The organism is Bradyrhizobium sp. USDA 4474 (assembly GCF_054057515.1).
Genome location: NZ_JBSRZJ010000002.1, coordinates 2986597 through 3005935, shown reverse-complemented (window position 1 = coordinate 3005935; position 19339 = coordinate 2986597). Strand labels below are relative to the sequence as shown.

Annotated in this window: 20 protein-coding genes and 3 pseudogenes; 11 read left to right on the top strand and 12 right to left on the bottom strand. The window is 65.2% G+C overall.

Annotated elements, in window-relative coordinates:
* Positions 1–18: 18 nt before the first annotated feature.
* From ACVW16_RS16090 to ACVW16_RS16075, 4 genes are all read right to left on the bottom strand, one after another.
* Positions 19–897: an ABC transporter ATP-binding protein gene (locus tag ACVW16_RS16090; RefSeq protein ID WP_456736987.1), complete on the bottom strand. Its 879-nt coding sequence runs from the start codon at positions 895–897 to the stop codon at positions 19–21.
* On the bottom strand, positions 885–1595 hold the full coding sequence (locus ACVW16_RS16085) for an ABC transporter permease (protein ID WP_456700146.1): 711 nt from the start codon (positions 1593–1595) through the stop codon (positions 885–887). Before ACVW16_RS16085 ends, ACVW16_RS16090 begins: the two co-directional genes overlap by 13 nt.
* Positions 1596–1660: 65 nt before the next feature.
* Entirely contained in the window at positions 1661–2602 is a 942-nt protein-coding gene (locus tag ACVW16_RS16080) for an ABC transporter substrate-binding protein (protein WP_456736988.1), read from the bottom strand.
* A 343-nt stretch (positions 2603–2945) separates the two neighbouring features.
* Entirely contained in the window at positions 2946–3605 is a 660-nt protein-coding gene (locus ACVW16_RS16075; protein ID WP_456700144.1) for a DedA family protein, read from the bottom strand.
* A gap of 298 nt (positions 3606–3903) precedes the next feature.
* Between ACVW16_RS16075 and cobS the strand changes: the two genes are divergently transcribed.
* The 5 genes from cobS (at position 3904) to ACVW16_RS16050 (ending at position 9896) form a co-directional block, all read left to right on the top strand.
* Positions 3904–4902 (top strand): cobaltochelatase subunit CobS, encoded by a 999-nt coding sequence (cobS, locus tag ACVW16_RS16070; RefSeq protein ID WP_456736989.1) that lies wholly within the window; start codon positions 3904–3906, stop codon positions 4900–4902.
* Positions 4903–5046: 144 nt separating this feature from the next.
* Positions 5047–6951 (top strand): cobaltochelatase subunit CobT, encoded by a 1905-nt coding sequence (gene cobT / locus ACVW16_RS16065; RefSeq protein ID WP_456700142.1) that lies wholly within the window; start codon positions 5047–5049, stop codon positions 6949–6951.
* A complete protein-coding gene (locus ACVW16_RS16060; protein ID WP_456736990.1) occupies positions 6948–8039 on the top strand; it encodes an esterase-like activity of phytase family protein in 1092 nt (363 codons plus the stop codon). Before cobT ends, ACVW16_RS16060 begins: the two co-directional genes overlap by 4 nt.
* Positions 8040–8250: 211 nt before the next feature.
* Positions 8251–9363, top strand: a complete 1113-nt coding sequence (locus ACVW16_RS16055) for an NADH:flavin oxidoreductase/NADH oxidase (RefSeq protein ID WP_456736991.1) — start codon at positions 8251–8253, stop codon at positions 9361–9363.
* A 125-nt stretch (positions 9364–9488) separates the two neighbouring features.
* Complete coding sequence (locus ACVW16_RS16050) at positions 9489–9896, top strand: hypothetical protein (RefSeq protein WP_456736992.1); 408 nt, start codon at positions 9489–9491, stop codon at positions 9894–9896.
* A 104-nt stretch (positions 9897–10000) separates the two neighbouring features.
* On the opposite strand, the gene ACVW16_RS16045 is transcribed toward ACVW16_RS16050, so the two are convergent.
* Both ACVW16_RS16045 and ACVW16_RS16040 read right to left on the bottom strand, forming a co-directional pair.
* Positions 10001–10246 (bottom strand): PilZ domain-containing protein, encoded by a 246-nt coding sequence (locus ACVW16_RS16045; protein ID WP_164987974.1) that lies wholly within the window; start codon positions 10244–10246, stop codon positions 10001–10003.
* A 208-nt stretch (positions 10247–10454) separates the two neighbouring features.
* Complete coding sequence (locus tag ACVW16_RS16040; RefSeq protein WP_456736993.1) at positions 10455–11777, bottom strand: DUF2235 domain-containing protein; 1323 nt, start codon at positions 11775–11777, stop codon at positions 10455–10457.
* 44 nt (positions 11778–11821) lie between these two features.
* Between ACVW16_RS16040 and ACVW16_RS16035 the strand changes: the two genes are divergently transcribed.
* Entirely contained in the window at positions 11822–12625 is an 804-nt protein-coding gene (locus tag ACVW16_RS16035) for a hypothetical protein (RefSeq protein WP_456736994.1), read from the top strand.
* Between the two features lie 293 nt (positions 12626–12918).
* Here ACVW16_RS16035 and ftsZ read toward each other — a convergent pair whose 3' ends face one another.
* The 5 genes and pseudogenes from ftsZ to ACVW16_RS16010 form a co-directional block, all read right to left on the bottom strand.
* A complete protein-coding gene (ftsZ, locus tag ACVW16_RS16030; protein ID WP_456736995.1) occupies positions 12919–14175 on the bottom strand; it encodes a cell division protein FtsZ in 1257 nt (418 codons plus the stop codon).
* A 47-nt stretch (positions 14176–14222) separates the two neighbouring features.
* Positions 14223–14735, bottom strand: a complete 513-nt coding sequence (locus tag ACVW16_RS16025; protein ID WP_456736996.1) for a hypothetical protein — start codon at positions 14733–14735, stop codon at positions 14223–14225.
* 164 nt (positions 14736–14899) lie between these two features.
* Positions 14900–15059 (bottom strand): annotated as a pseudogene (locus ACVW16_RS16020) (phospholipase effector Tle1 domain-containing protein); the annotation flags it as partial.
* A 110-nt stretch (positions 15060–15169) separates the two neighbouring features.
* Positions 15170–15229, bottom strand: a pseudogene (locus ACVW16_RS16015) (hypothetical protein); the annotation flags it as partial.
* A 165-nt stretch (positions 15230–15394) separates the two neighbouring features.
* Complete coding sequence (locus tag ACVW16_RS16010; RefSeq protein ID WP_456700134.1) at positions 15395–15529, bottom strand: hypothetical protein; 135 nt, start codon at positions 15527–15529, stop codon at positions 15395–15397.
* Positions 15530–15802: 273 nt separating this feature from the next.
* On the opposite strand from ACVW16_RS16010, the gene ACVW16_RS16005 reads away from it, so the two are divergent.
* From ACVW16_RS16005 to ACVW16_RS15990, 4 genes and pseudogenes are all read left to right on the top strand, one after another.
* Positions 15803–16069: a hypothetical protein gene (locus tag ACVW16_RS16005; protein ID WP_456736997.1), complete on the top strand. Its 267-nt coding sequence runs from the start codon at positions 15803–15805 to the stop codon at positions 16067–16069.
* Positions 16062–16358, top strand: a complete 297-nt coding sequence (locus tag ACVW16_RS16000) for a hypothetical protein (RefSeq protein ID WP_456736998.1) — start codon at positions 16062–16064, stop codon at positions 16356–16358. The genes ACVW16_RS16005 and ACVW16_RS16000 overlap by 8 nt, the downstream gene beginning before the upstream one ends.
* A gap of 210 nt (positions 16359–16568) precedes the next feature.
* On the top strand, positions 16569–16847 hold the full coding sequence (locus ACVW16_RS15995) for a DUF1488 domain-containing protein (RefSeq protein WP_456700131.1): 279 nt from the start codon (positions 16569–16571) through the stop codon (positions 16845–16847).
* A gap of 3 nt (positions 16848–16850) precedes the next feature.
* Positions 16851–16968: pseudogene (locus ACVW16_RS15990) on the top strand (GNAT family N-acetyltransferase); the annotation flags it as partial.
* Positions 16969–17564: 596 nt separating this feature from the next.
* On the opposite strand, the gene rpmB reads toward ACVW16_RS15990, so the two are convergent.
* Entirely contained in the window at positions 17565–17876 is a 312-nt protein-coding gene (gene rpmB, locus ACVW16_RS15985; protein WP_456736999.1) for a 50S ribosomal protein L28, read from the bottom strand.
* Positions 17877–18449: 573 nt separating this feature from the next.
* Between rpmB and ACVW16_RS15980 the strand changes: the two genes are divergently transcribed.
* Positions 18450–19259, top strand: coding sequence for a DUF3108 domain-containing protein (locus tag ACVW16_RS15980; protein WP_456705104.1), 810 nt, complete (start codon positions 18450–18452; stop codon positions 19257–19259).
* The last annotated feature ends 80 nt before the right edge of the window (positions 19260–19339 follow it).

Sequence of the window (19339 nt, the reverse complement as noted above, 5' to 3'; positions counted from 1 at the left end):
CCAGCCGCTGCGGGCGGTTCAGGTCGCCGCTTCCATTTGCTCGAACGCCTTGCGGCCTTCGGTCCGGATCAGGTCAAGGCAATCCCGTTTGAGGGCGAGATAGGCAGCGTCGGTCAGGATAGCGCTGGAGCGCGGCCTTGGCAGGGCCACGGACAGATCCCGCAGGATGCGGCCCGGCCCGGCGCTCATGATCAGCACGCGATCAGACAGGAGAATGGCTTCGTCGATGTCATGTGTGACGAAAACGATCGTGGCGTGGATCCGGTCGCGAAGTTCGAGGAGATTATCCTGCATCACAGCCCGGGTCTGCGCGTCCAGGGCACCGAACGGCTCGTCCATGAGCAGCACACGCGGCTGGTTTGCAAGGGCACGAGCAATCGCCACCCGCTGCTGCATGCCGCCTGAAAGCGTATGCGGATAGGCGTTCGCGAATCTCGTCAGCCCGATCATGTCGATCAGGTCGTCGGCGATCCGCAGCGCCTCCGTTTTCGACTTGCCGAGCGCGCGCGGTCCGTGAGCGATGTTACGGCGCACCGATTTCCAGGGGAACAGGTGCGGCTGCTGGAACACCATCCCGATTTCAGGTCGAGGCGCCACCATCGGCTCGCCCGCCACCTTGACCTCGCCCTCGAACGGCCGTTCGAGGCCAGCCATCGCATTCAAGAGCGTAGACTTGCCGCAGCCCGACGGACCAACCAGGGAGACGAATTCACCCGGCAGCACGGCCAGGGACACCCGGTCCACCGCAACGACCTCGCCGCGCGGCACATCGAACACGATACTCAGATCGTCGACCCGGATGATCGCTTCCTGCGCGGCCGATGAAGGCTGCGGCGGAGCATCGACGAGCCGCAGCGGTGAGGTCGGGCGAAGCGGGGTCTGCATCAGCGCCACCATACGGCCCGCTCGGCAATGGCCGCGAAGGAACGATCGGCGATGAAGGAGAGCAATCCGAGCGCCGCCAGCCCTCCCATGACCTGCCCGGTCTGCATGTTCTGTTGCGCAATCTCGATTCGGTAGACGATGCCGGCAAACGCGCCCGCCAGCTCGGCGGCCACGAGCGTGTAAAAGGAGATGCTGACGGCGGTGCGCAGGCCGACGACGATATAGGGAAGCGCGCCCAGCAGGATGATCTCCGTGAGCATTTGCCGGCGTGGCGTGCCGAGCATCTGCGCGGCGCGAACGAGCCCGCGATCGACCTTCTGAACGCCGATATGGGTCGCGAGCCATACGGTGAAGAACACACCCCAGACGACGAGAAAGAGCTTGCCGGCCTCGGACAACCCGAACCACAGGATCACGATGGGCACAAAGGCGATCGGTGGGATTGGGCGAAGGATGTGAAACAACGGGGAGAGCAGGCTCGAGACCAGCCTGAACCGGCCCGTCAGGACGCCGAGCATGATCCCGCCCGCCGTCCCGATCAGGAAACCTGCGGTGACACGGAACAAGCTCGCAGAGAGGTCGCCCAAAAACTGGCCGCTGTGGATCCAATCAAGGACGGCGACCGCGACCGTGGAAGGCGGTGGAAACAGCACCGCGTTGACGATCCGCGACCGAGCGATCAACTCCCATACGCCGACGAAGGCCGGCACGGAGAGCGCGCCGACAAGCACGCTCAGACGTTCGGCCGAGGTCGTGCGGCTGCTCCCTCCGGTGCTCATGGATCGACCGAAAGCGTCACACGTGCGGGATCAAGCGCCTTCAGCGGTGCCGCCGCAATGATCTTCGAGAAATCGGGCATCGCCGCTCCCGGCGGGTGATTGCCGGTTTCGAGCCGCCAGGCAGCATGCGTTTTCAGAGTCTCCAGCAGCTTGTCGTCGAGGCGCACGTGATAGACGTAATCCGACCAGATCGGCGCAAGCTCATCGCGCTTCATGCCGGTCGCCGCGGCAACGATGTCGATCGCTTCGTCCGGATGGGCTTTGACCCAGCCTTCCGCTTCAATGAGCGCAGCCAGGAATTTGCTCAACACTGCCGGGTTTGCCTCCAGATAGGATCGTGTCACGACGATGTTGAAGGTTTCGGAGTAGATTCCCTTCGTATCGAGCAGGACGGCACCCTCACCGAGCGCCTTCTTTGCATTCGCGACGTGCGGCTCCCAGGTGTCGAAGGCTTCAATGCTCCCGGCCGCCAGAGCGGGAAGCATCTCCTGGGGGCGAAGATTGACAAGCATGACGTCCTTGGCCGTCAATCCCGCCGCCTTCAGCAGAACCGAGGTGTAGACCTCGCTACCGGTTCCCGCCGTGAAGCCGATGCGCTTGCCGCGCAAATCCTCTTTCGTCCTGATTGCGGCGGACGCGGCCGTCATCGTCTTCAGATCCGAGTACTCCATGCCGGCGACGAAGGCGATCGGCTGCTGCGCCATCGCGGCCGCCGTGACCGGAGCTTCGGCCGTGGTCGCGATATCGGCGCCTCCGCCGATCACCGTGTCCAGGCACTGCTTTCCGCTGGTGAAATTCGAGACCGAGATGTCGAGCCCCTGCTTGCCGAACAGGCCGTTCGCCTTGGCGACAATCGCGAGGCCCGAGATCGGGCCCAGGTTCTGCGCAAGCCGTGCCTTCAGAACCTCGTCGGCTGTGGCTTGGGAAGCAGGATTCAAGATGACCGCACAGGCAGAGATCGCAAACAAGACCCTGCGAACAGCTGGTTTCGAGCGCATTCAACCACCTTCGGTCATCTCGGCGACCGCAATGGCCAGCCTGTGATCGGGAGAGGGTCATCCGAAGCCGATGCGCCGGGAAGCAATTAATCGACAACGCGCCTCGCTGACGAACATTTGCGCATTGCGGAGCCGTGGCGGATCACAGTTTAGGCAACAGAGAGCTCTGTTTGCCCGCCTGTTGTGCTGTGTGCTTGCGGCCCTCATCCAACGCCGGCGATCCCGCCATCGTGCTCGAGAGACGCAACGTGGTGGACGCGACTCGACGGCCGGCGTTGCGCCATCAGGCCCGCGGCTTCGCCTCGGCGACGACGCCGTTCTGCCGACGGCGATAAATCCAGACCGCCACGCCCAGTACGATCGCCACCGCCACGACGGTCAGAATCCAGAGATGCTTGCCCAGATGCCCCTGGTGCGGCACGCCGAAATAGTCGTGGAAGGCCGAGACTGCCAGCACGCCCGGCAGCACATGAACCGGCGCCCAGACCAGGATCGCGGGGATGTTGACCGCATAGAACTTTGCCGGCGGCATGTCGAGCGCACCCGCCGTGATCGGCACGAAGGCGCGAATGGGCGGCACGAAGCGGGCGAAGAATACGGCCCAGGCGCCGAAGCGGTGGAAAAAGGTCTCGCTCTCCTGGATCACGCGCGGATGATTGGCCAGCGGCCAGGTGTTGAGGATCTTGCGCTGCTGCCGGTGTCCGAGCCAATAGGCCGAGCCGTCGCCCAGCACGGCGCCGGTGGCGGCTGCGAGCAGCACCCATTGCAGCTTCAGGTCCCCGCCGGGAACCAATGCGCTCAGCGCCAGGATGATGGTCGAGCCGGGGATCACCGATCCCACCACTGGCACCGCTTCGAGCAGGGCCGCCAGGAACAGGGTCAGGTAGGCGAGCCACGCATGGACCGAAACGAAGGAAATGAGGGGATCAAGGAAGGACGTCACGTCGTCTCTGTAGCGGGCTGGAGCATTCGGGTTCAGACCCTTACACAAGTAAGGAGCGGTGGCGAAAGTGCCATTCGCCCGGGCCGGGCGCGCCTATCCGGGCCGAAATTTGGGCGCGATTTGCAGGGCAGCCTTCCAAAAATCGCGTTCCTTGCCTATCTAAATGAAAAGACAACGGAACTTTGATTGGGCCGCGGGCTTCTGCCGGCACGTTGTCTCTGGTAGGTTCGCAGCCGCACCCAGCCGCAGCCTTGTGCAAATAACTGGTCTCGGGACCGCCCGGGGCCTCGGAGGATTGATGACGACCGCCGCAATGTCCAAAGTTGAGGAAGTTTCCGGTATGCCCGACATGAAGGTGTCGGTGCGCCAGGTGTTCGGGATCGACAGCGATCTCGAAGTGCCGGCCTATTCCGAAGTCGATCCTCATGTGCCTGAAGTCGATTCCGACTACCGTTTCGACCGCGCCACCACGCTTGCCATTCTCGCCGGCTTCGCCCGCAATCGCCGCGTGATGGTCACCGGCTATCACGGCACCGGAAAATCCACCCATATCGAGCAGGTCGCCGCCCGCCTGAACTGGCCCTGCGTGCGCGTCAATCTCGACAGCCACATCAGCCGTATCGACCTCGTCGGCAAGGACTCCATCGTGGTCCGCGACGGCAAGCAGGTCACCGAATTCCGCGACGGCATCCTGCCCTGGGCACTCCAGAACAACGTCGCGCTGGTGTTCGACGAATATGACGCCGGCCGCCCGGACGTGATGTTCGTGATCCAGCGCGTGCTGGAGGTCTCGGGACGCCTGACGCTGCTCGACCAGAACAAGGTGATCAAGCCGCATCCGGCGTTCCGCATGTTCTCGACCGCCAACACGGTCGGCCTCGGCGATACTTCGGGCCTCTACCACGGCACCCAGCAGATCAACCAGGGCCAGATGGACCGCTGGTCGATCGTCACCACGCTCAACTATCTCAGCCACGACGAGGAAGTGGAGATCGTGCTGGCCAAGGCCAAGCACTATCGCACCCAGGAAGGCAAGGACATCGTCAACAAGATGGTGCGCCTCGCCGATCTCACCCGTAACGCCTTCGCCAACGGCGACCTGTCGACGGTGATGAGCCCGCGCACGGTGATCACCTGGGCCGAGAATGCCGACATCTTCGGCGATATCGGCTTCGCGTTCCGCGTCACCTTCCTCAACAAGTGCGACGAGCTCGAGCGGCCCCTGGTCGCCGAGTTCTACCAGCGCTGCTTCAACGCGGAGCTGCCGGAATCCGCAGTCAACGTGGCGCTCAGCTGATCTCTCTCGGTATGTCGTCCCGGCGAAAGCCGGGGCCCATGGCCGCGTGATGTCTCGATTGAAGCGACGTGGCCAATTTCTCTGAAGTCATGACCGCCGGTGGTTATGGATCCGGGCTTTCGCCGGGACGACGGTGAGATCGAGATGAGCACGCCCTCCAATTCCAAATTCCGTAACACCAAGGAAGCCCCGACCGAGCCGTTCAAGCGCTCGGTGGCGTCCTGTCTGAAGGCCATCGCGAAGACGCCCGAGCTCGACGTGAGCTTCGCGGCCGAGCGCCCGGGTCTTGCGCCCGGCAAGGCGCGATTGCCCGAACCCGCGCGAAAGATGACAAAACGCGATGCGGCGATCGTGCGCGGCCACGCCGATTCCATCGCGCTCAAGCTCGCCTGCCACGACGCCAAGCTGCATCGCAAGCTGATGCCGGGCAATCCGCAGGCACGTGGCGTGTTCGAGGCGGTCGAGCAGGCCCGCGTCGAGGCGATCGGCGCGCGCCGCATGGCTGGCGTTGCGAAAAACCTCACCGCGATGCTCGACGACCACTTCCATCGCGGCAAGTTCGACGAGATCACCGACCGCGCCGACGCGCCGCTGGCGGACGCACTGGCGATGCTGGTGCGCGAGCGCCTCACGGGCCTGGCGCCGCCCGCCGCCGCGCGGAAGATGGTCGATCTCTGGCGGCCCATCCTCGAAGACAAGATCGGCAAGCGGCTCGACCGGCTCGACCGCGTGGTCGAGGACCAGACCAAGTTCAGCGATGCCGTGCATGATCTCCTGACCGCGCTCGAGCTCGGCGACGAGCGCAGCGCCGACAGCGAGGACAATGACGACAACGACGAGAACCAGGACGGCGACAACGATCAGTCCGGCGCGGAGGGATCGCCCGATTCCGACGCCGCGCAGGAGATGAGCGCGGACCAGGCGCAGGCCTCATCCGAGGAGATGAGCGACAGCGCGATGGAAAGCGCGCAGGCCTCGACGTCTGATAGCTTCGACGACGGCGAGCTCGGCGACGACGAGACGCCGGGCGAGGCGACACGTCCGAATTCGCACGGCAGGAACGAGCCGCGCGGGCCGGAATACCACGCCTTCGCACCGAAATTCGACGAGGTCATCGCCGCCGAAGATCTCTGCGACCATGACGAGCTGGAGCGCCTGCGCGCCTATCTCGACAAGCAGCTCGCGCATCTGCAGGGCATCGTCGCGCGCCTCGCCAACCGGCTGCAGCGCCGGTTGATGGCGCAGCAGAATCGCGCCTGGGAGTTCGATCTCGAAGAGGGCATCCTCGACCCCGCGCGGCTTTCGCGCGTGGTGACCGATCCCTATCACCCGCTGTCCTTCATGCACGAGAAGGAGGCGACGTTCCGCGACACTGTCGTCACGCTGCTGCTCGACAATTCCGGCTCGATGCGCGGTCGCCCGATCACGGTTGCCGCCACCTGCGCCGACATTCTCGCGCGCACGCTGGAGCGTTGCGGCGTCAAGGTCGAGATCCTGGGCTTCACGACGCGCGCCTGGAAGGGCGGGCAGTCGCGTGAGGCGTGGCTCGCCGCCGGCAAGCCGGCCAATCCCGGCCGTCTCAATGATCTCCGTCACATCATCTACAAGTCCGCCGACGCGCCCTGGCGCCGTGCGCGGAAAAACCTCGGCTTGATGATGCGCGAGGGCCTGCTGAAGGAGAACATCGACGGCGAGGCGCTCGACTGGGCGCACAAGCGCCTGCTCGGCCGGCCCGAGCAGCGCAAGATCCTGATGATGATCTCGGACGGCGCGCCGGTCGACGATTCCACGCTGTCGGTCAACCCCGGCAACTATCTCGAGCGGCATCTGCGCCACATCATCGAGGAGATCGAGACCCGCTCGCCGGTCGAGCTGATCGCGATCGGCATCGGCCACGACGTGACGCGCTACTACCGCCGCGCCGTGACGATCGTGGACGCCGAAGAGCTCGGCGGCGCCATCACCGAGAAGCTCGCTGAACTCTTCAGCGAAACCAACACGGCGCCCTCACAGCCGGCCGGTCGCCCGCGACGCAAATTGCATTCGTGAGCACGCACTCATCCCGCCGCTTCTTTCTCGGCCACGCGGCGGCGGGATTTTCCACTCTCGCTCTGTCGCGGCTCGCGCAGGCGCAGTCGACGGCCAAGCAGGCTCAGCCGGAACATAGGCCGGCGCAGCCCGAGCACGCGGTCACCGCGCCTGTCGGCATCGAGGTCAACGCGCGGCCGATTCCCGATTTCGAGCCGCGCGACCGTGCGCGCACGCGCTTCGGGCAGCTCGCTTATCGTAGCGGTCTGGTGCTGACCTCGCCGCATCGCGGCTTCGGCGGCCTCTCTGCTCTTCGCTTCCTCGACGACAAAGGCGAGCGCTTCCTCTCACTGTCGGATCAGGGCACCTGGTTCACGGGCGCCATCCGCTATTCCGGCGGCAAGATGGCCGGGCTCGACGACGTCGAGGCTGCGCCGATGCTGAACGGCGAGGGGCGTCCGATCACGGAGAAGCGGCTCTGGTATGATACCGAGTCGCTCGCGCGTGACGGCTCGCTCGTCTATGTCGGGCTCGAACGCGTCAACCAGATCATGCGTTTCGACTTTGCCAAGGGTGGCACGCGCGCCCGCGGCGAGGTGCTGCCGACGCCACAGGCGATCCGCAAGCTGCCCTACAACAAGGGGCTCGAGGCGCTGGTGTTCGTACCCCGGGACATGAAAGGCCAGCCGCTCGCGGGCACGCTGATCGCGATGTCCGAAGGCGGCTTCGACGCCGACGGCAATCTGATCGGCTTCCTGCTCGGCGGTCCATCGCCCGGCCAGTTCAGCATCAGGCGCTCCGACAAGCAGTTCATCAGCGATGCCGTGCTGCTGCCATCGGGCGAGCTGCTCATCCTCGAGCGCAAATTCTCCTGGTTCACCGGCATCAACATCCGCATCCGCTCGTTACCGCTGAAGGCGATCGCGCCGGGCGCATTGGTCGACGGCCCCGTCGTGTTCGAGGCCGATCTCGGCCACGAGATCGACAACATGGAGGGCATCGACTTCCACGTCACGCCCGACGGCGAGACCGTTCTGACCATGGTGTCGGACGATAATTTCTCGATGCTGCAGCGGACGCTGCTGTTGCAGTTCACGCTGGTGGAGTGAGCGCACGCGAACCCGCGTTCACACCCGCGAGCCGGCGATCGGCTTGAACGCCCCGCGCCGTCCTGCGACCCATTCATCCGTAGGGGGCGACATCACACCACACCCGCATGCATGGCGTCACGGCTGCCATGCCGCCCGCGCAGCTCGCAATTCGCGCGTGCGCCACTAAACTTCATGCAATCGCTTCCATTCCTCCCGTCCCGGATTCTGCATGAGCGCCCTGTTTTCCCCGATCAAGCTGCGCGGCCTGACGCTGAAGAACCGCGTCGTGGTGTCGCCGATGTGCCAGTATTCGGCCGAAGACGGCGTTCCCACCGATTGGCATTTCACCCACATCAACAATCTCGCGCTGTCGGGCGCGGCGATGTTCTGCATCGAGGCGACCCATGTCGAGGCGATCGGCCGCATCACGCCGGGCTGCCTCGGCCTCTACAGCGACGCCTCGGAGGCCGCGCTGAAGCAGATCCTCTCCTCCGTGCGCAAGCATTCCTCCACCGCGATCGGGATGCAGCTCGCCCATGCCGGCCGCAAGGCGTCGAGTGCGCGGCCCTGGGACGGCGGCCAGCTGATCGCCGAGCAGCAAGGCGGCTGGCAGACGGTGGCGCCGTCGGCGATCCCGCACAAGGAAGGCGAGGCGGCGCCGGTCGCGCTCGATGCGGCCGGTCTGACGCGCATCCGCGAGGCCTTTGTCGAGGCGGCGAAACGCGCGGAGCGCATCGGCATCGACGCCATCGAGCTGCACGGCGCGCACGGCTACCTGCTGCATCAATTCCTGTCGCCGATCTCCAACAAGCGCACCGACGACTATGGCGGGTCACTTGAAAACCGCATGCGCTTCCCGCTCGAGATCTACGACGCGGTGCGCGCGGTGTTCCCGCACGACAAGCCTGTCGGTATGCGGGTGTCGTCGACCGATTGGGTCGAGGGCGGCTGGGACCTGGCGCAGACCATCGAGTTTGCCAGAGCGTTGAAGGCGCGCGGCGTCGACTGGATCGATGCCTCCTCCGGCGGCGTCTCGCCGCTGCAGAAGATCACGCTCGGCCCCGGCTATCAGGTGCAGTTCGCAGAAGCGATCAAGCGTGAGACCGGGCTGCCCACCATCGCGGTGGGCCTGATCACGGAAGCCACGCAGGCCGAGGAGATCATCGCCTCCGGGAAGGCCGACATGATCGCACTCGCCCGCGGCATGCTCTACGATCCCCGCTGGGGCTGGCACGCCGCTGCGGAAGTCGGCGGCGAAGTCGAAGCCCCGCCGCAATACTGGCGCTCGCAGCCTGCGACGCAGAAGGCGCTGTTCGGCAAGACGACGTTCGGGGCGCGGTGATTTTCGTCACCCCGTGACAACGGGCGAAGTCACGGAGTCCTCACGTATCCGTAACTCTCCTCGCCTTCCACCGGTCGCAAAATGGGCCTAACCTCCCGATGTCAGGGGCATCACGGAGGTCCGCCATGCGGTTTCGTGTTCGCAAGACCGCCCACGTGTTCGAGCGATTGGGCCTCGCGATGGCCGGTGCCGCGTGCGGGCTGTTCGTCGGCGCCTATGTCGGATCGGCCTTCGCCTCGCTCACCACGCAGGGCTTTCTGCTGTTGATGATGCTGCTCGGCGTCGTCGGCTTCTATCTCGGCATCGACACGCCGCAACTGCCCTTCGATGACGCGCACAGCCAGATCGATGCCGCGGAATTCCTGAGCTCCGCCGGCACGCTGTGCGCCACGCTGGCGTCACTTGCCTCCGTCGCCGTCATCGTGCTCCGCCTCGAGCCGCACGACGCGCTGACCCTGCTGGTGCTGATCGCCTGGATCGCCGGCGTGGCGATGCAGATCGTCGCGGGCGCGAAGGCAAGGATGCGGGCCTAAGAACAGTTGCTAGAGAACAGTCGTGCCGCGGGCTCCTTTAATCTCTCCCCGCTTGCGGGGGAGGGGGCGCCTCCCACGGAGTGAGGCTTGCGAATCCATCACTCTCAAAACACCACGCCCACCCGCGTGCCGCGCTTCCAGGCGATGCGGCAGCGCTTTTTGGTGTTCACGTGCAGCAGCTCGAACCGATCGGGAATCTTCACCTGGCCGCCGAGATCGACGCAGGCCCCGCCCGGCGAATAGTCGATCAGCGTGCAGACGATCACGGGCGCGCGCGGGTCGGTGATGATCTTGGCCTGGCGGGACACCAGGCCGGCGGGTTTGACACGGGCATGTCGACGCGGATGCATTGGCACTCTCCTCCAAGTCCGCGGCGGCATGATCCGAAAAAGCTTTTCGATCATGCCCAAGCAAGGCGCGGTGGCAGGGTTCCAATGATGGCGGAGCAATTTCTGCGATCAGCCTAAGGCGCGGCGGAGAATTTTAATGAAAAGTAGCGGTGATCGGAGAAAGCGGCGGTAGCGGGATGCCCACCCTCCAGGGGAGGGTGGCTCTACTTTAGCTCACAACCTCCCCGCCCGCGGTCAGATCGACGCCCGGCGCCACCGGCATCGGGACCGTCACGTACTCCCGCGGCAAATTCACCGGCCGATACCCGGGCTCGACCGCCATGCGCTTCAGCACGCTCTCATGCACATGCGCGCCTTCGGGGATGAAGCGCGGTTCGCTGTCGGGGATGTAGAACCCTGCAAAAACCTTGCGCTCCGGCCACTCCTTGTATGCCGCGCTCTTCGGCAGATACTCCAGCACGCGCCAGGCCGCGCTCATGGAATCGTGCAGCTTGCCGGCTCTGCCGGTGTACGCGGGCGCGACATAGCTGAACGGCGAGGCCTTGCGCTGGATGCCCCAGGCCAACTGGTTCACGGTGCGCGGGTTGAAGTTCAGGCCCGCCTTCGCAGCCTCCTCGATCATCCACAGCAGCGGATATTTCGATTCCGCGCTCTCGGCTTCCGGATAGCCGCCGCCGACGTCGCAATGCACGCCGGCGAACCAGACCTGCAAAATGTCCTGCGGCACCTTCTTCTCGTCTCGCACGTAGCGATGGCTCCAGAATTGCTGCGGCTCCTCGTACTCTTTCAGGCGGAACATGCAGCGCCGCTCGTCGATCGCGATCGCCTGGCGGAAGATGTTGACGCTGGGATTGCGCAGCGTGAAGGCGAGCTCCTCCAGGCTGAACACCAGGAAGAACACGTCGCGCCGCGGCACGATCACGCTCGCCACCGTGTCCCAGACCCCGATGAAATGGATGGTCGGCCAGCGCGTCGAGGTGATGCGCGCGAACTGCGCGGCGAGGTCGAATGCGTCCTTCGGCAGCGGCCCCTGCTCGTCGACCGCGATGTCCTTGAGGTCCTCGATGTCGTTGCCGCGCCCGAGCCCGGAATATTGCTTGTAGGCGATGAGGCCCGAGCCTGCGAGGTTCGCCTGCTCCGGCGAGATCAGCCCGACCTTGTGGATCAGCCCCGCCAGCACGCGCACCGTGTAGGCGCCGCGCGAAAACCCGAACAGGAAGATCTTGTCGCCGGGCGCATAATGCTCGACCAGGAAGCCATAGGCCGAGAGCACGTTGTCGTCGAGCCCGTAGCCGGTGGCGAGCCCCAGCACCGTCTTGATGTTGGACTTCCACCTGTTCCAGGTCGACGGCTCCGTCACCGTGCCGACCCCGGGATCGTAAAACACCATCTGCCGCGGATGCGTCCTCTCGGTCTTGCGCAGGCAGCGATAGAGCTTCAGGACGTTGGAGATGTTCTCCGAGATCTCGTTGCCGGTGCCGTCACAGCAGATGACGAGGTTTTTCGGTTCGGGTCTGGCTGCGTGCTCCATGGGATGCGCCTCCGGGTGATGCTACCGGGGCGAGTATAGCGGAAATGGGGGCGAGCGAGGAGACGCAGGCGACGCCGCCGGGATGCAGTCCCATCGCCGCATCGTCTGTTGATGTTAACCCCCTGTTAACCATGCGGTCGCCTAATGTTGACGATGGGGGGATCACCATGTCGGCTCATGTGACGCGACTGAAGTTGATGCCTGTTTCGGCCGATCCGGCCATCCGGTTGGTGGCGAGGCTGGCGGTTCGCGCCAAGGCCGTCCTACAGGGCAAGACGCCTGTCCTAGGGAGCAAAGCCATGTTCGGAAAGGACGACTTAGTGGACCATCTCAGCCGCGATCTCGATCGCGCGCGCGGCAGGCGCGATGCGCTCGCATCCGAAGCCACGACCCTGGCGGCCCAGATCGCCGAAATCGAAGCGCGCCTCGGCGAGGAGAAGAAAAGGCGGGAGCGTGAGCGCGTCCTGGCCGAGATCGAAGTCATCAAGACGCGAATCAAGCAAGCCGCCGGCGCGTTTGCGCCCGTCGTCGACGGTCTCTCCAAGGCGATCGAGCAGGCCACGGCCGTGGTGCCCGAAGCGCGCGAGCTCAACAGTTTCCTGGTATCGGTGGCGACCGAGATCGACAGCGTGCTGGATCCCCTGTTGCGCGAGCTGGATCAGCGCGCGGATGCGGTGCGCTCGGGTCAGGCGGCGCTGGACTTGCCGAGTTCGGCCGTTGAAGCGCCGCCGATCGAGCTGCCGAAAGACCCCAACGAACGCCTGCTTCGCTTTCCGGCCTGGCTGTCGCGCGACAAGGAGCCGGACAAGAAGGACGTCGCGGAGAGCCCGCGCAGCACGGCCGCGTGAAGCAGCCGCGCGCTCCAGGCGCGCGGACTTCTGGTGCAGAATAGCTTTTGGTTGGACCGATCGGGCCGCGGGCTCGCTCAACCTCTCCGGCTTGCGGGGGAGGTCGGCGCGAAGCGCCGGGCGGGGGCTCTCTCCACATTGGGAGGTCCCATTGCGGAGCCACGCTCTCCCCAACCCTCTCCCGCAAGCGGGAGAGGGAGCCCACCGCATGCGTGACGAGAACAAGGCTGGTCTCAGCGCGTTGTCGCGTCGCAAGCGTTGGTGCCGGCATTGGCGACCCGGCTCGCCACCGCTCAGTTCGCGGCGCGGCGCAGGAAGGCCGGGATATCGAGAACGGTCTCGTCGGGCGCATTGCGTACGGGCGCGCGGCCGTACGGGTCGAGCGGCTGAATCGCCGCGTGGCGCGCATGGTCCGGACCCAACCGGGCCGGAGGCCCCACGGGGTGGTGCGGCTGCGGGCGGAGCGGCGGGCTGCCCACTTGCGGAAGCGGTGCGCTGCGCTCGATGCGATCGGCGATGCGCCGGCCGTCATTGCGCAGCTTTCCGGCGAGCTGGGTGAGGGCGGTTTCCACCGGCAGCGCCTGCGCCGGGTCGAGATTGTCGATCCCGGTCGCCACCACCGAGACGCGGACGATGCCCTCCAGGCTTTCGTCGAAGGACGCGCCGACGATGATGTTGGCGTCCGGGTCGGCCTCGTCGCGAATGCGGGTGGCGGCTTCGTCGACCTCGTACAGCATGAGATCCTTGCCGCCGGTGATGGAGATGATGAGGCCGCTGGCGCGCTTGATCGAGGGATTCTCGATCAGCGGATTGGAGATCGCAGCGACGGCGGCGGCCAGCACGCGCTTCTCGCCGGAGGCCTCGCCCCGTCCCATCATGGCCTTGCCCTTCTCCTTCATGACGGAGAGGACGTCGGCAAAATCGAGATTGATCAGGCCTTCCTTGACGATGAGGTCGCTGATGCAGGCGACGCCCGAGTAGAGCACCTGGTCGGCCAGGGCGAAGGCATCGGCGAATGTGGTCTTCTCGCTGGCCACTCGGAACAGGTTCTGGTTCGGGATGATCAGGAGGGTGTCGACCGTCTTCAGCAGCTCCTCGATGCCGGCTTCGGCAAAGCGCATCCGGCGCTGGCCCTCGAAGTAGAACGGCTTGGTGACCACGCCGATGGTGAGAATGCCGAGCTCGCGCGCGGTCCTGGCGACGACGGGTGCCGCCCCGGTGCCGGTGCCGCCGCCCATCCCGGCCGTCACGAACACCATGTGCGCGCCGGCCAATTGCTCGCGGATCGCATCGATCGCCTCTTCGGCCGCGGCGCGTCCCAGTTCCGGCTGCGAGCCGGCGCCGAGGCCCGCGGTCACCTTGGTGCCGAGCTGGATCAGTCGCCGCGCCTTCGACATCGCCAGCGCCTGTGCGTCGGTATTGGCGACGACGAACTCGACGCCCTCGAGCCCGGCCGTGATCATGTTGTTCACGGCATTGCCGCCGGCGCCGCCGACGCCGAACACGACGATGCGGGCTTTCATTTCATGGATGTCGGTATTCCCAGCCATTTTTTCCTCGCGATTGGTCCGGCAAGCCGGGGATTGAAGAAAGAGTGTTACCCGCGCGCCGCGCGGTCTGCCTGCACGATGGCCGCGGCCAGATGTCCCAGCCGACGCGCCGCGAATCCCGCGATCAAGCCGCCCGGGCGGCGATCGGTCCGCAGCGCCGCCATGTCGTCTTCCAGCCGTGCCGCCCACGCATTGGCGGCCGTCGCCTCGGCGGTCGCCTGCTGCAGCTCGACAGCGAGGCGCTCGGCGCGATCACGCTCGCGCTCGAACACCTGCCTGTAGGCGGTTGCGACGTCCTGGAGCCGCGCGATCTCCGCCTCGAAGGCCTCGGTCTTGATGGCGTCGATCCTTGCCATGGAGACAGCGATGGGGTCCGCCCGGCGGCCCGTTCGCGGGCGGGGCGTGTAGCGCAGCTCGGAGAAATCGACGGTCACCAGGGCCTTGCCGTCAGCCGACCGCGAGCGCGGCAGCCGGCGCCGTCGCGCCAACGACCGCGCCGCCTCGCGCGAGATCTCGAGGCGGGCACCCAGATCGGCATACGTCAACAACGCAACAGACATCGGCGCTTCTCCTGGAGCGAACCGGGAAGGGCATTTCGGGCTAATGATGGCTGGACGATTGCAGCAGGCTAGGCTGCGTTGGTTAATGCGTGGTTAACGGGCGAGGGGGCTGTTTACGGTGGCGTCGCGGGGCCGGCCCGGAGATCGGAGAGTCGAGCCGGGGAATCGGAGAGCACCATCTGCCGCGGCTGCATCCGGTCGGTTTTGCGCAGATAGCGATAGAGCTTCAGGACGTTGGAGATGTTTTCCGAGCTCGTTGCCGGTGCCGTCACAGCGGATGACGAGGTTTTTGGCCGTCGGCCTGGCTGAGTGCTCCAGGGGGATGCGCCTCCGGTGACGCCGGGGGAGTGTAGCGGAAAAGCGCGACGGAGAGGAGGCGGTTCTGCCTCAAACCGTGCAAGCCATTTGTAGCCGACCCGACGGCTCACTCCGAACCGCCGGCACACCGCCGCAAACGACTCCTCGTGCTTTTGCGCCGCCACCACAAACCGCATCCGCTCATCCACAGCACAGGTCTCCATCCACCCCATCGGCAAGCTCCTCCTTGCCGATCAGTTGACCTGTTACCCATGTCGCCGGTCTATTCTGTTACCTATGTAGCCGGTTAGGTCCCCTTTCTTACCCTCCCCCTCCAGCGGAGGGTAAGCGCACTTCCCCTCCTACTTCTTCTTCCCCTGGCCGATTTCCGGCTGCCAGGCCGCGTCCTTGCGGCTCGGCGCCGCGGCGATCACCTTGGCTTTGTCCTTTTTCGGCTTCTTGGCTTCGCGATTGCTGCGTTGCTGTCCCTTGGCCATGTCGCTCTCCTCTGGTGGTCTGAGCTCATCCGGTTCGTCAGATTGCAGCGCACGCCCGCACGGCGTGCAAATGGTCGATACCGTGGCGGGAAATGCGATGATGCAAGCAAGCCTACGCCCGCGTCATCGCAATAGCGAGGCCTAAAGCCCCGCGCACGCTGCGGCCGCGCTGCGCATAGCGCCGGTGACGATAGTGCTGGCTATTGCCGCGCAACGGGCGCATGCTCAATACAATCGGCGTCGGTTGGGGCCCACTTGCAAAGGCAGGCGCGCATGACCATCCGCTCGCGACATGAAACCGTGACATTCAAGCACCCGTTCCACCTCCGCGGCATCGCGCGCGAATTGCCGGCGGGCGCCTATGATGTCGTCACCGACGAGGAGACGATCGACGGCCTGTCGTTCGAGGTCTGGCGCCGCATCGCCACCATGATCACCGTTCCGGTCGAAGGCCTGCGCGGCGCCACCGAGCGGTTGTCGATCGGCTCTGTCGACCTTGCGGACGCGATAGCCGCCGATGCGAGCGCCGCCCATGACTGATCAACCCGTCGATCTCGACAAGCATCGCGGCATGGCCGCGCAGAAGGCCACCGATCTGCGCCGCGTGCTGGCGGAGGTCGAGAACAATGTCCGTGAGCTGCGCGAGCGCGAGGCCGATCTCGAAAGCCGCATGCTGACGGTGCCCGCCGCCTCCTGGACCGAAGCCGCCGTGAAGGCGCGCTATCTCCTCAACCTCTACGCCGCGAGCCTCCTGCCCGAAGACACCCGCCACCGCGCGCTGGTGGCCGCGCTGCTCGACGATTTTTCGAGATTAGGCGAAGAAGGCTGAGGCCCGCCGCGACCTAGCTGTCGTTACCCAGGTGCTGTGGTCCCGGACCAGCGAAGCGCAGATCGGACCCATAGTCACCGCAGTGAGTTGTTGTAGCTGCGCGTGCCGCAGCCGTGCTTGAATGAAGCCGACCGGCCAGTGGCTCCCTGCGCCCGTGCGCAATTGCGAACCAAGGCCGGTACGACCTTGGAGTCGTAAAGGAGGTATCCCATGCCCCTCACCAGCGGCCGTTTCATCGGCCATGAACAGGACCGCGGCATCGTCCAGTTCTCGATGCAGGACGGCGCGAAGGAAATCCCCTGCGCGATCTCGACCTCCGCCATGGACGATCTCGAACGCGGCCCGCAGACCCGCCCTCACGAGCGCGAAGCCCAGTTCACCCGCCTTCGCGACCGCATCGAAGCCCGCGCCGCGAGCAAGTACCGCGCGACCGAGTTCGAAGGCACGCCGCCGGGGATCGTGCTGCGGAGCATTGATTTTCGGGGGTAGGCTTCGCGAGTCTGGCAAACCCACACGCCGTACTTCGAGAAGCGGAATATTCGCTTCTCCGTCAAACAAGTGCGGCTTCAGCATCGTCGAGTTCTTCAATGCCCACCATCCGGACCCCCATCCGCATGGCGTCCATCCCCAACGTTCCCCTTCTTGTAGCTAGCAAGAGGGGAGTCGATGATTATTGTGCCAAGATGAGGACGGTTGTTGTTCCTGCAGCACCTTAATAGCCCGACCACGAATGCTGAATGAAGAACTGCTCGAAAGCCTTTGCCGTGCGACTGTCGAGACTGACCATCAACAACGATGTCGTAGGTTGCCTCATCAAACTCGACTCGTCCTTCACTCGAGGGTGAAACGCTCAAACTCATCTGGGCTAAACTGCGCTAGGCGATCCAGTGGGTCGACAGGAAGACCGACGCCTAGTCCGAGCAGACGAGCGTTTGCCTTAGGCCAAGGAGTGGGAGGTGGAAGGTTCTCGATGGATATCGATTTGGTTTTGACCGTCGCCACTTCTCCCCCAAGCGAATTGTGCGATTGTTGTTGGTCGCGAGAGTATCTCCATAGCACAACTTGTCGTAACGCCACTTTGGACGAAGATTGCCCGAGCCCCCAAAACAAAAACGGCCGGACCTTCCGATCCGGCCGCCACTCAACTCTACTTGGCTAAGCCTACGCCACGCGACGAAACTTAGCCCCCGCCCAAACTCAGATCTCTTAGCTGGCCTTCTTGGCCGGCGCGGCGGTCGGGCCGACCTTCTTTTCGATGGCGCGCTTCAGCTCGACGGCGCGCGGCGAGAGGGCCGCGGTGTTGGCCTTGAGCAGGTAGGCATCGAGGCCGCCATTGTGGTCGACGCTCTTCACCGCGTTGGTGGAAACGCGCAGGCGCACGTTGCGGCCCAGCGCTTCCGAGATGAAGGTCACGTTGACCAGGTTCGGCAGGAAGCGGCGCTTGGTCTTGATGTTGGAGTGGCTGACCTTGTGGCCGACGAGGGGGCCCTTGGCCGTCAGTTCGCAGCGGCGAGACATGCTAGAAATCCTTCGTTCGATCCCCCAACGATTGCGGCCGCCATCAGGGGCGCCACGGGGGCTAATTCTTTCGTCCTTGCAGGGAGCGGGCGGACGTATAGGGGGGAAGGGGCGGGACGTCAAGGTGACGGGCCGTTATTGGCCCGTCATCCCGGGGCGCGCGGGCGCGCGAACCCGGGATCTCAGGCCGCATAACAGGTGTCATCGCCCGCGCAGGCGGGCGATCCAGTATCCCAGAGGCCGGCGTTTGAGAGCTCGCTTTCACCAGATCCGCCGCAACGTACTGGATACCCCGCTTTCGCGGGGCATGACAGCGGAATGGGTGGGCGAGGTGCGCCCGCCTGACGCAGCCCCTTCAATCACCAAAACGGCAATGTTTGAAACGCCTTACCATCACATAAAGGGCGCAATCTCCACCGAAAGAGTCCGGTGAGTTCCCGGCCTGTGGCTTCTGGATGCATTGCTTGGCGCCGCAACAGGCTTAAGTAACAACAACTCGCTTCCCGATTGGATCGTCTCGTGCACACCACCCCGCTCATTCCGCCCCGGCTGCGCGCGGCCGGCCGGCTGGCTCTGGCCGCTCTTGGCGGCCTGGTGCTGGCGTGGGGGGCCGCGCCCGCAGCGGCGCAAGGCAAGCTCGAGGCGCAATATGAGGCTTCGCTGGCGGGCATTCCGGTCGGCCGCGGCGCCTGGAACATCGATATCCAGGACGACGTGTTCTCGGCTGCGGCCTCCGGCGGCACCACCGGCATCCTGAAGTCGTTCGCGGGCGGGTCCGGCACCGGTGCTGCGCAGGGCCGCATCGTCAACGGCGCGCTGGTCGCGACCGCCTACCAGGCCTCCACCACCACCTCGAAGAAGACCGAGGAGATCCACATCACTCTCGACAAGGGCAATGTGAAGGAGTTCGGCATCATTCCGGAGCCGCCTGTCGATCCTGATCGCATCGTCGTCACCGAGGCGCATCGGCGCGGCGTGTTCGATCCGATGACGGCCTCGCTGGTGCGCGTGCCCGGAAACGGCGATCCCGTGTCGCCGGAGGCCTGCCACGGCTCGGCGCCCGTCTTTGACGGCCGCATGCGCTACGAGCTCAAGCTCGATTTCAAGCGCATGGAGACCGTGAAGGCCGAGAAGGGCTATCACGGCCCCGTGGTGGTCTGCGCGCTGTATTTCGTGCCCATCGCCGGCTACATCCCCGACCGCCCCGTGATCAAATACCTCGCCGCCCAGCGCAACATCGAGATCGCCTTGGCGCCGGTGGCGGGAACACGGGTTTTGGTCCCGTTCTGGCTGAAAGTGCCGACGCCGCTCGGGCCGGCGATGCTGGAGGCGACCAGCTTCGTCACCACGGCCCAGCCGCCACGGGTCGCGAAGACGCAGTAGGTATTGGCCGCTCACATACGCCTCGACCGTCACCCCGTGAGGTGGCCGCTTCTTCAGCGGCCCTCGAAGGGCGACAGCCC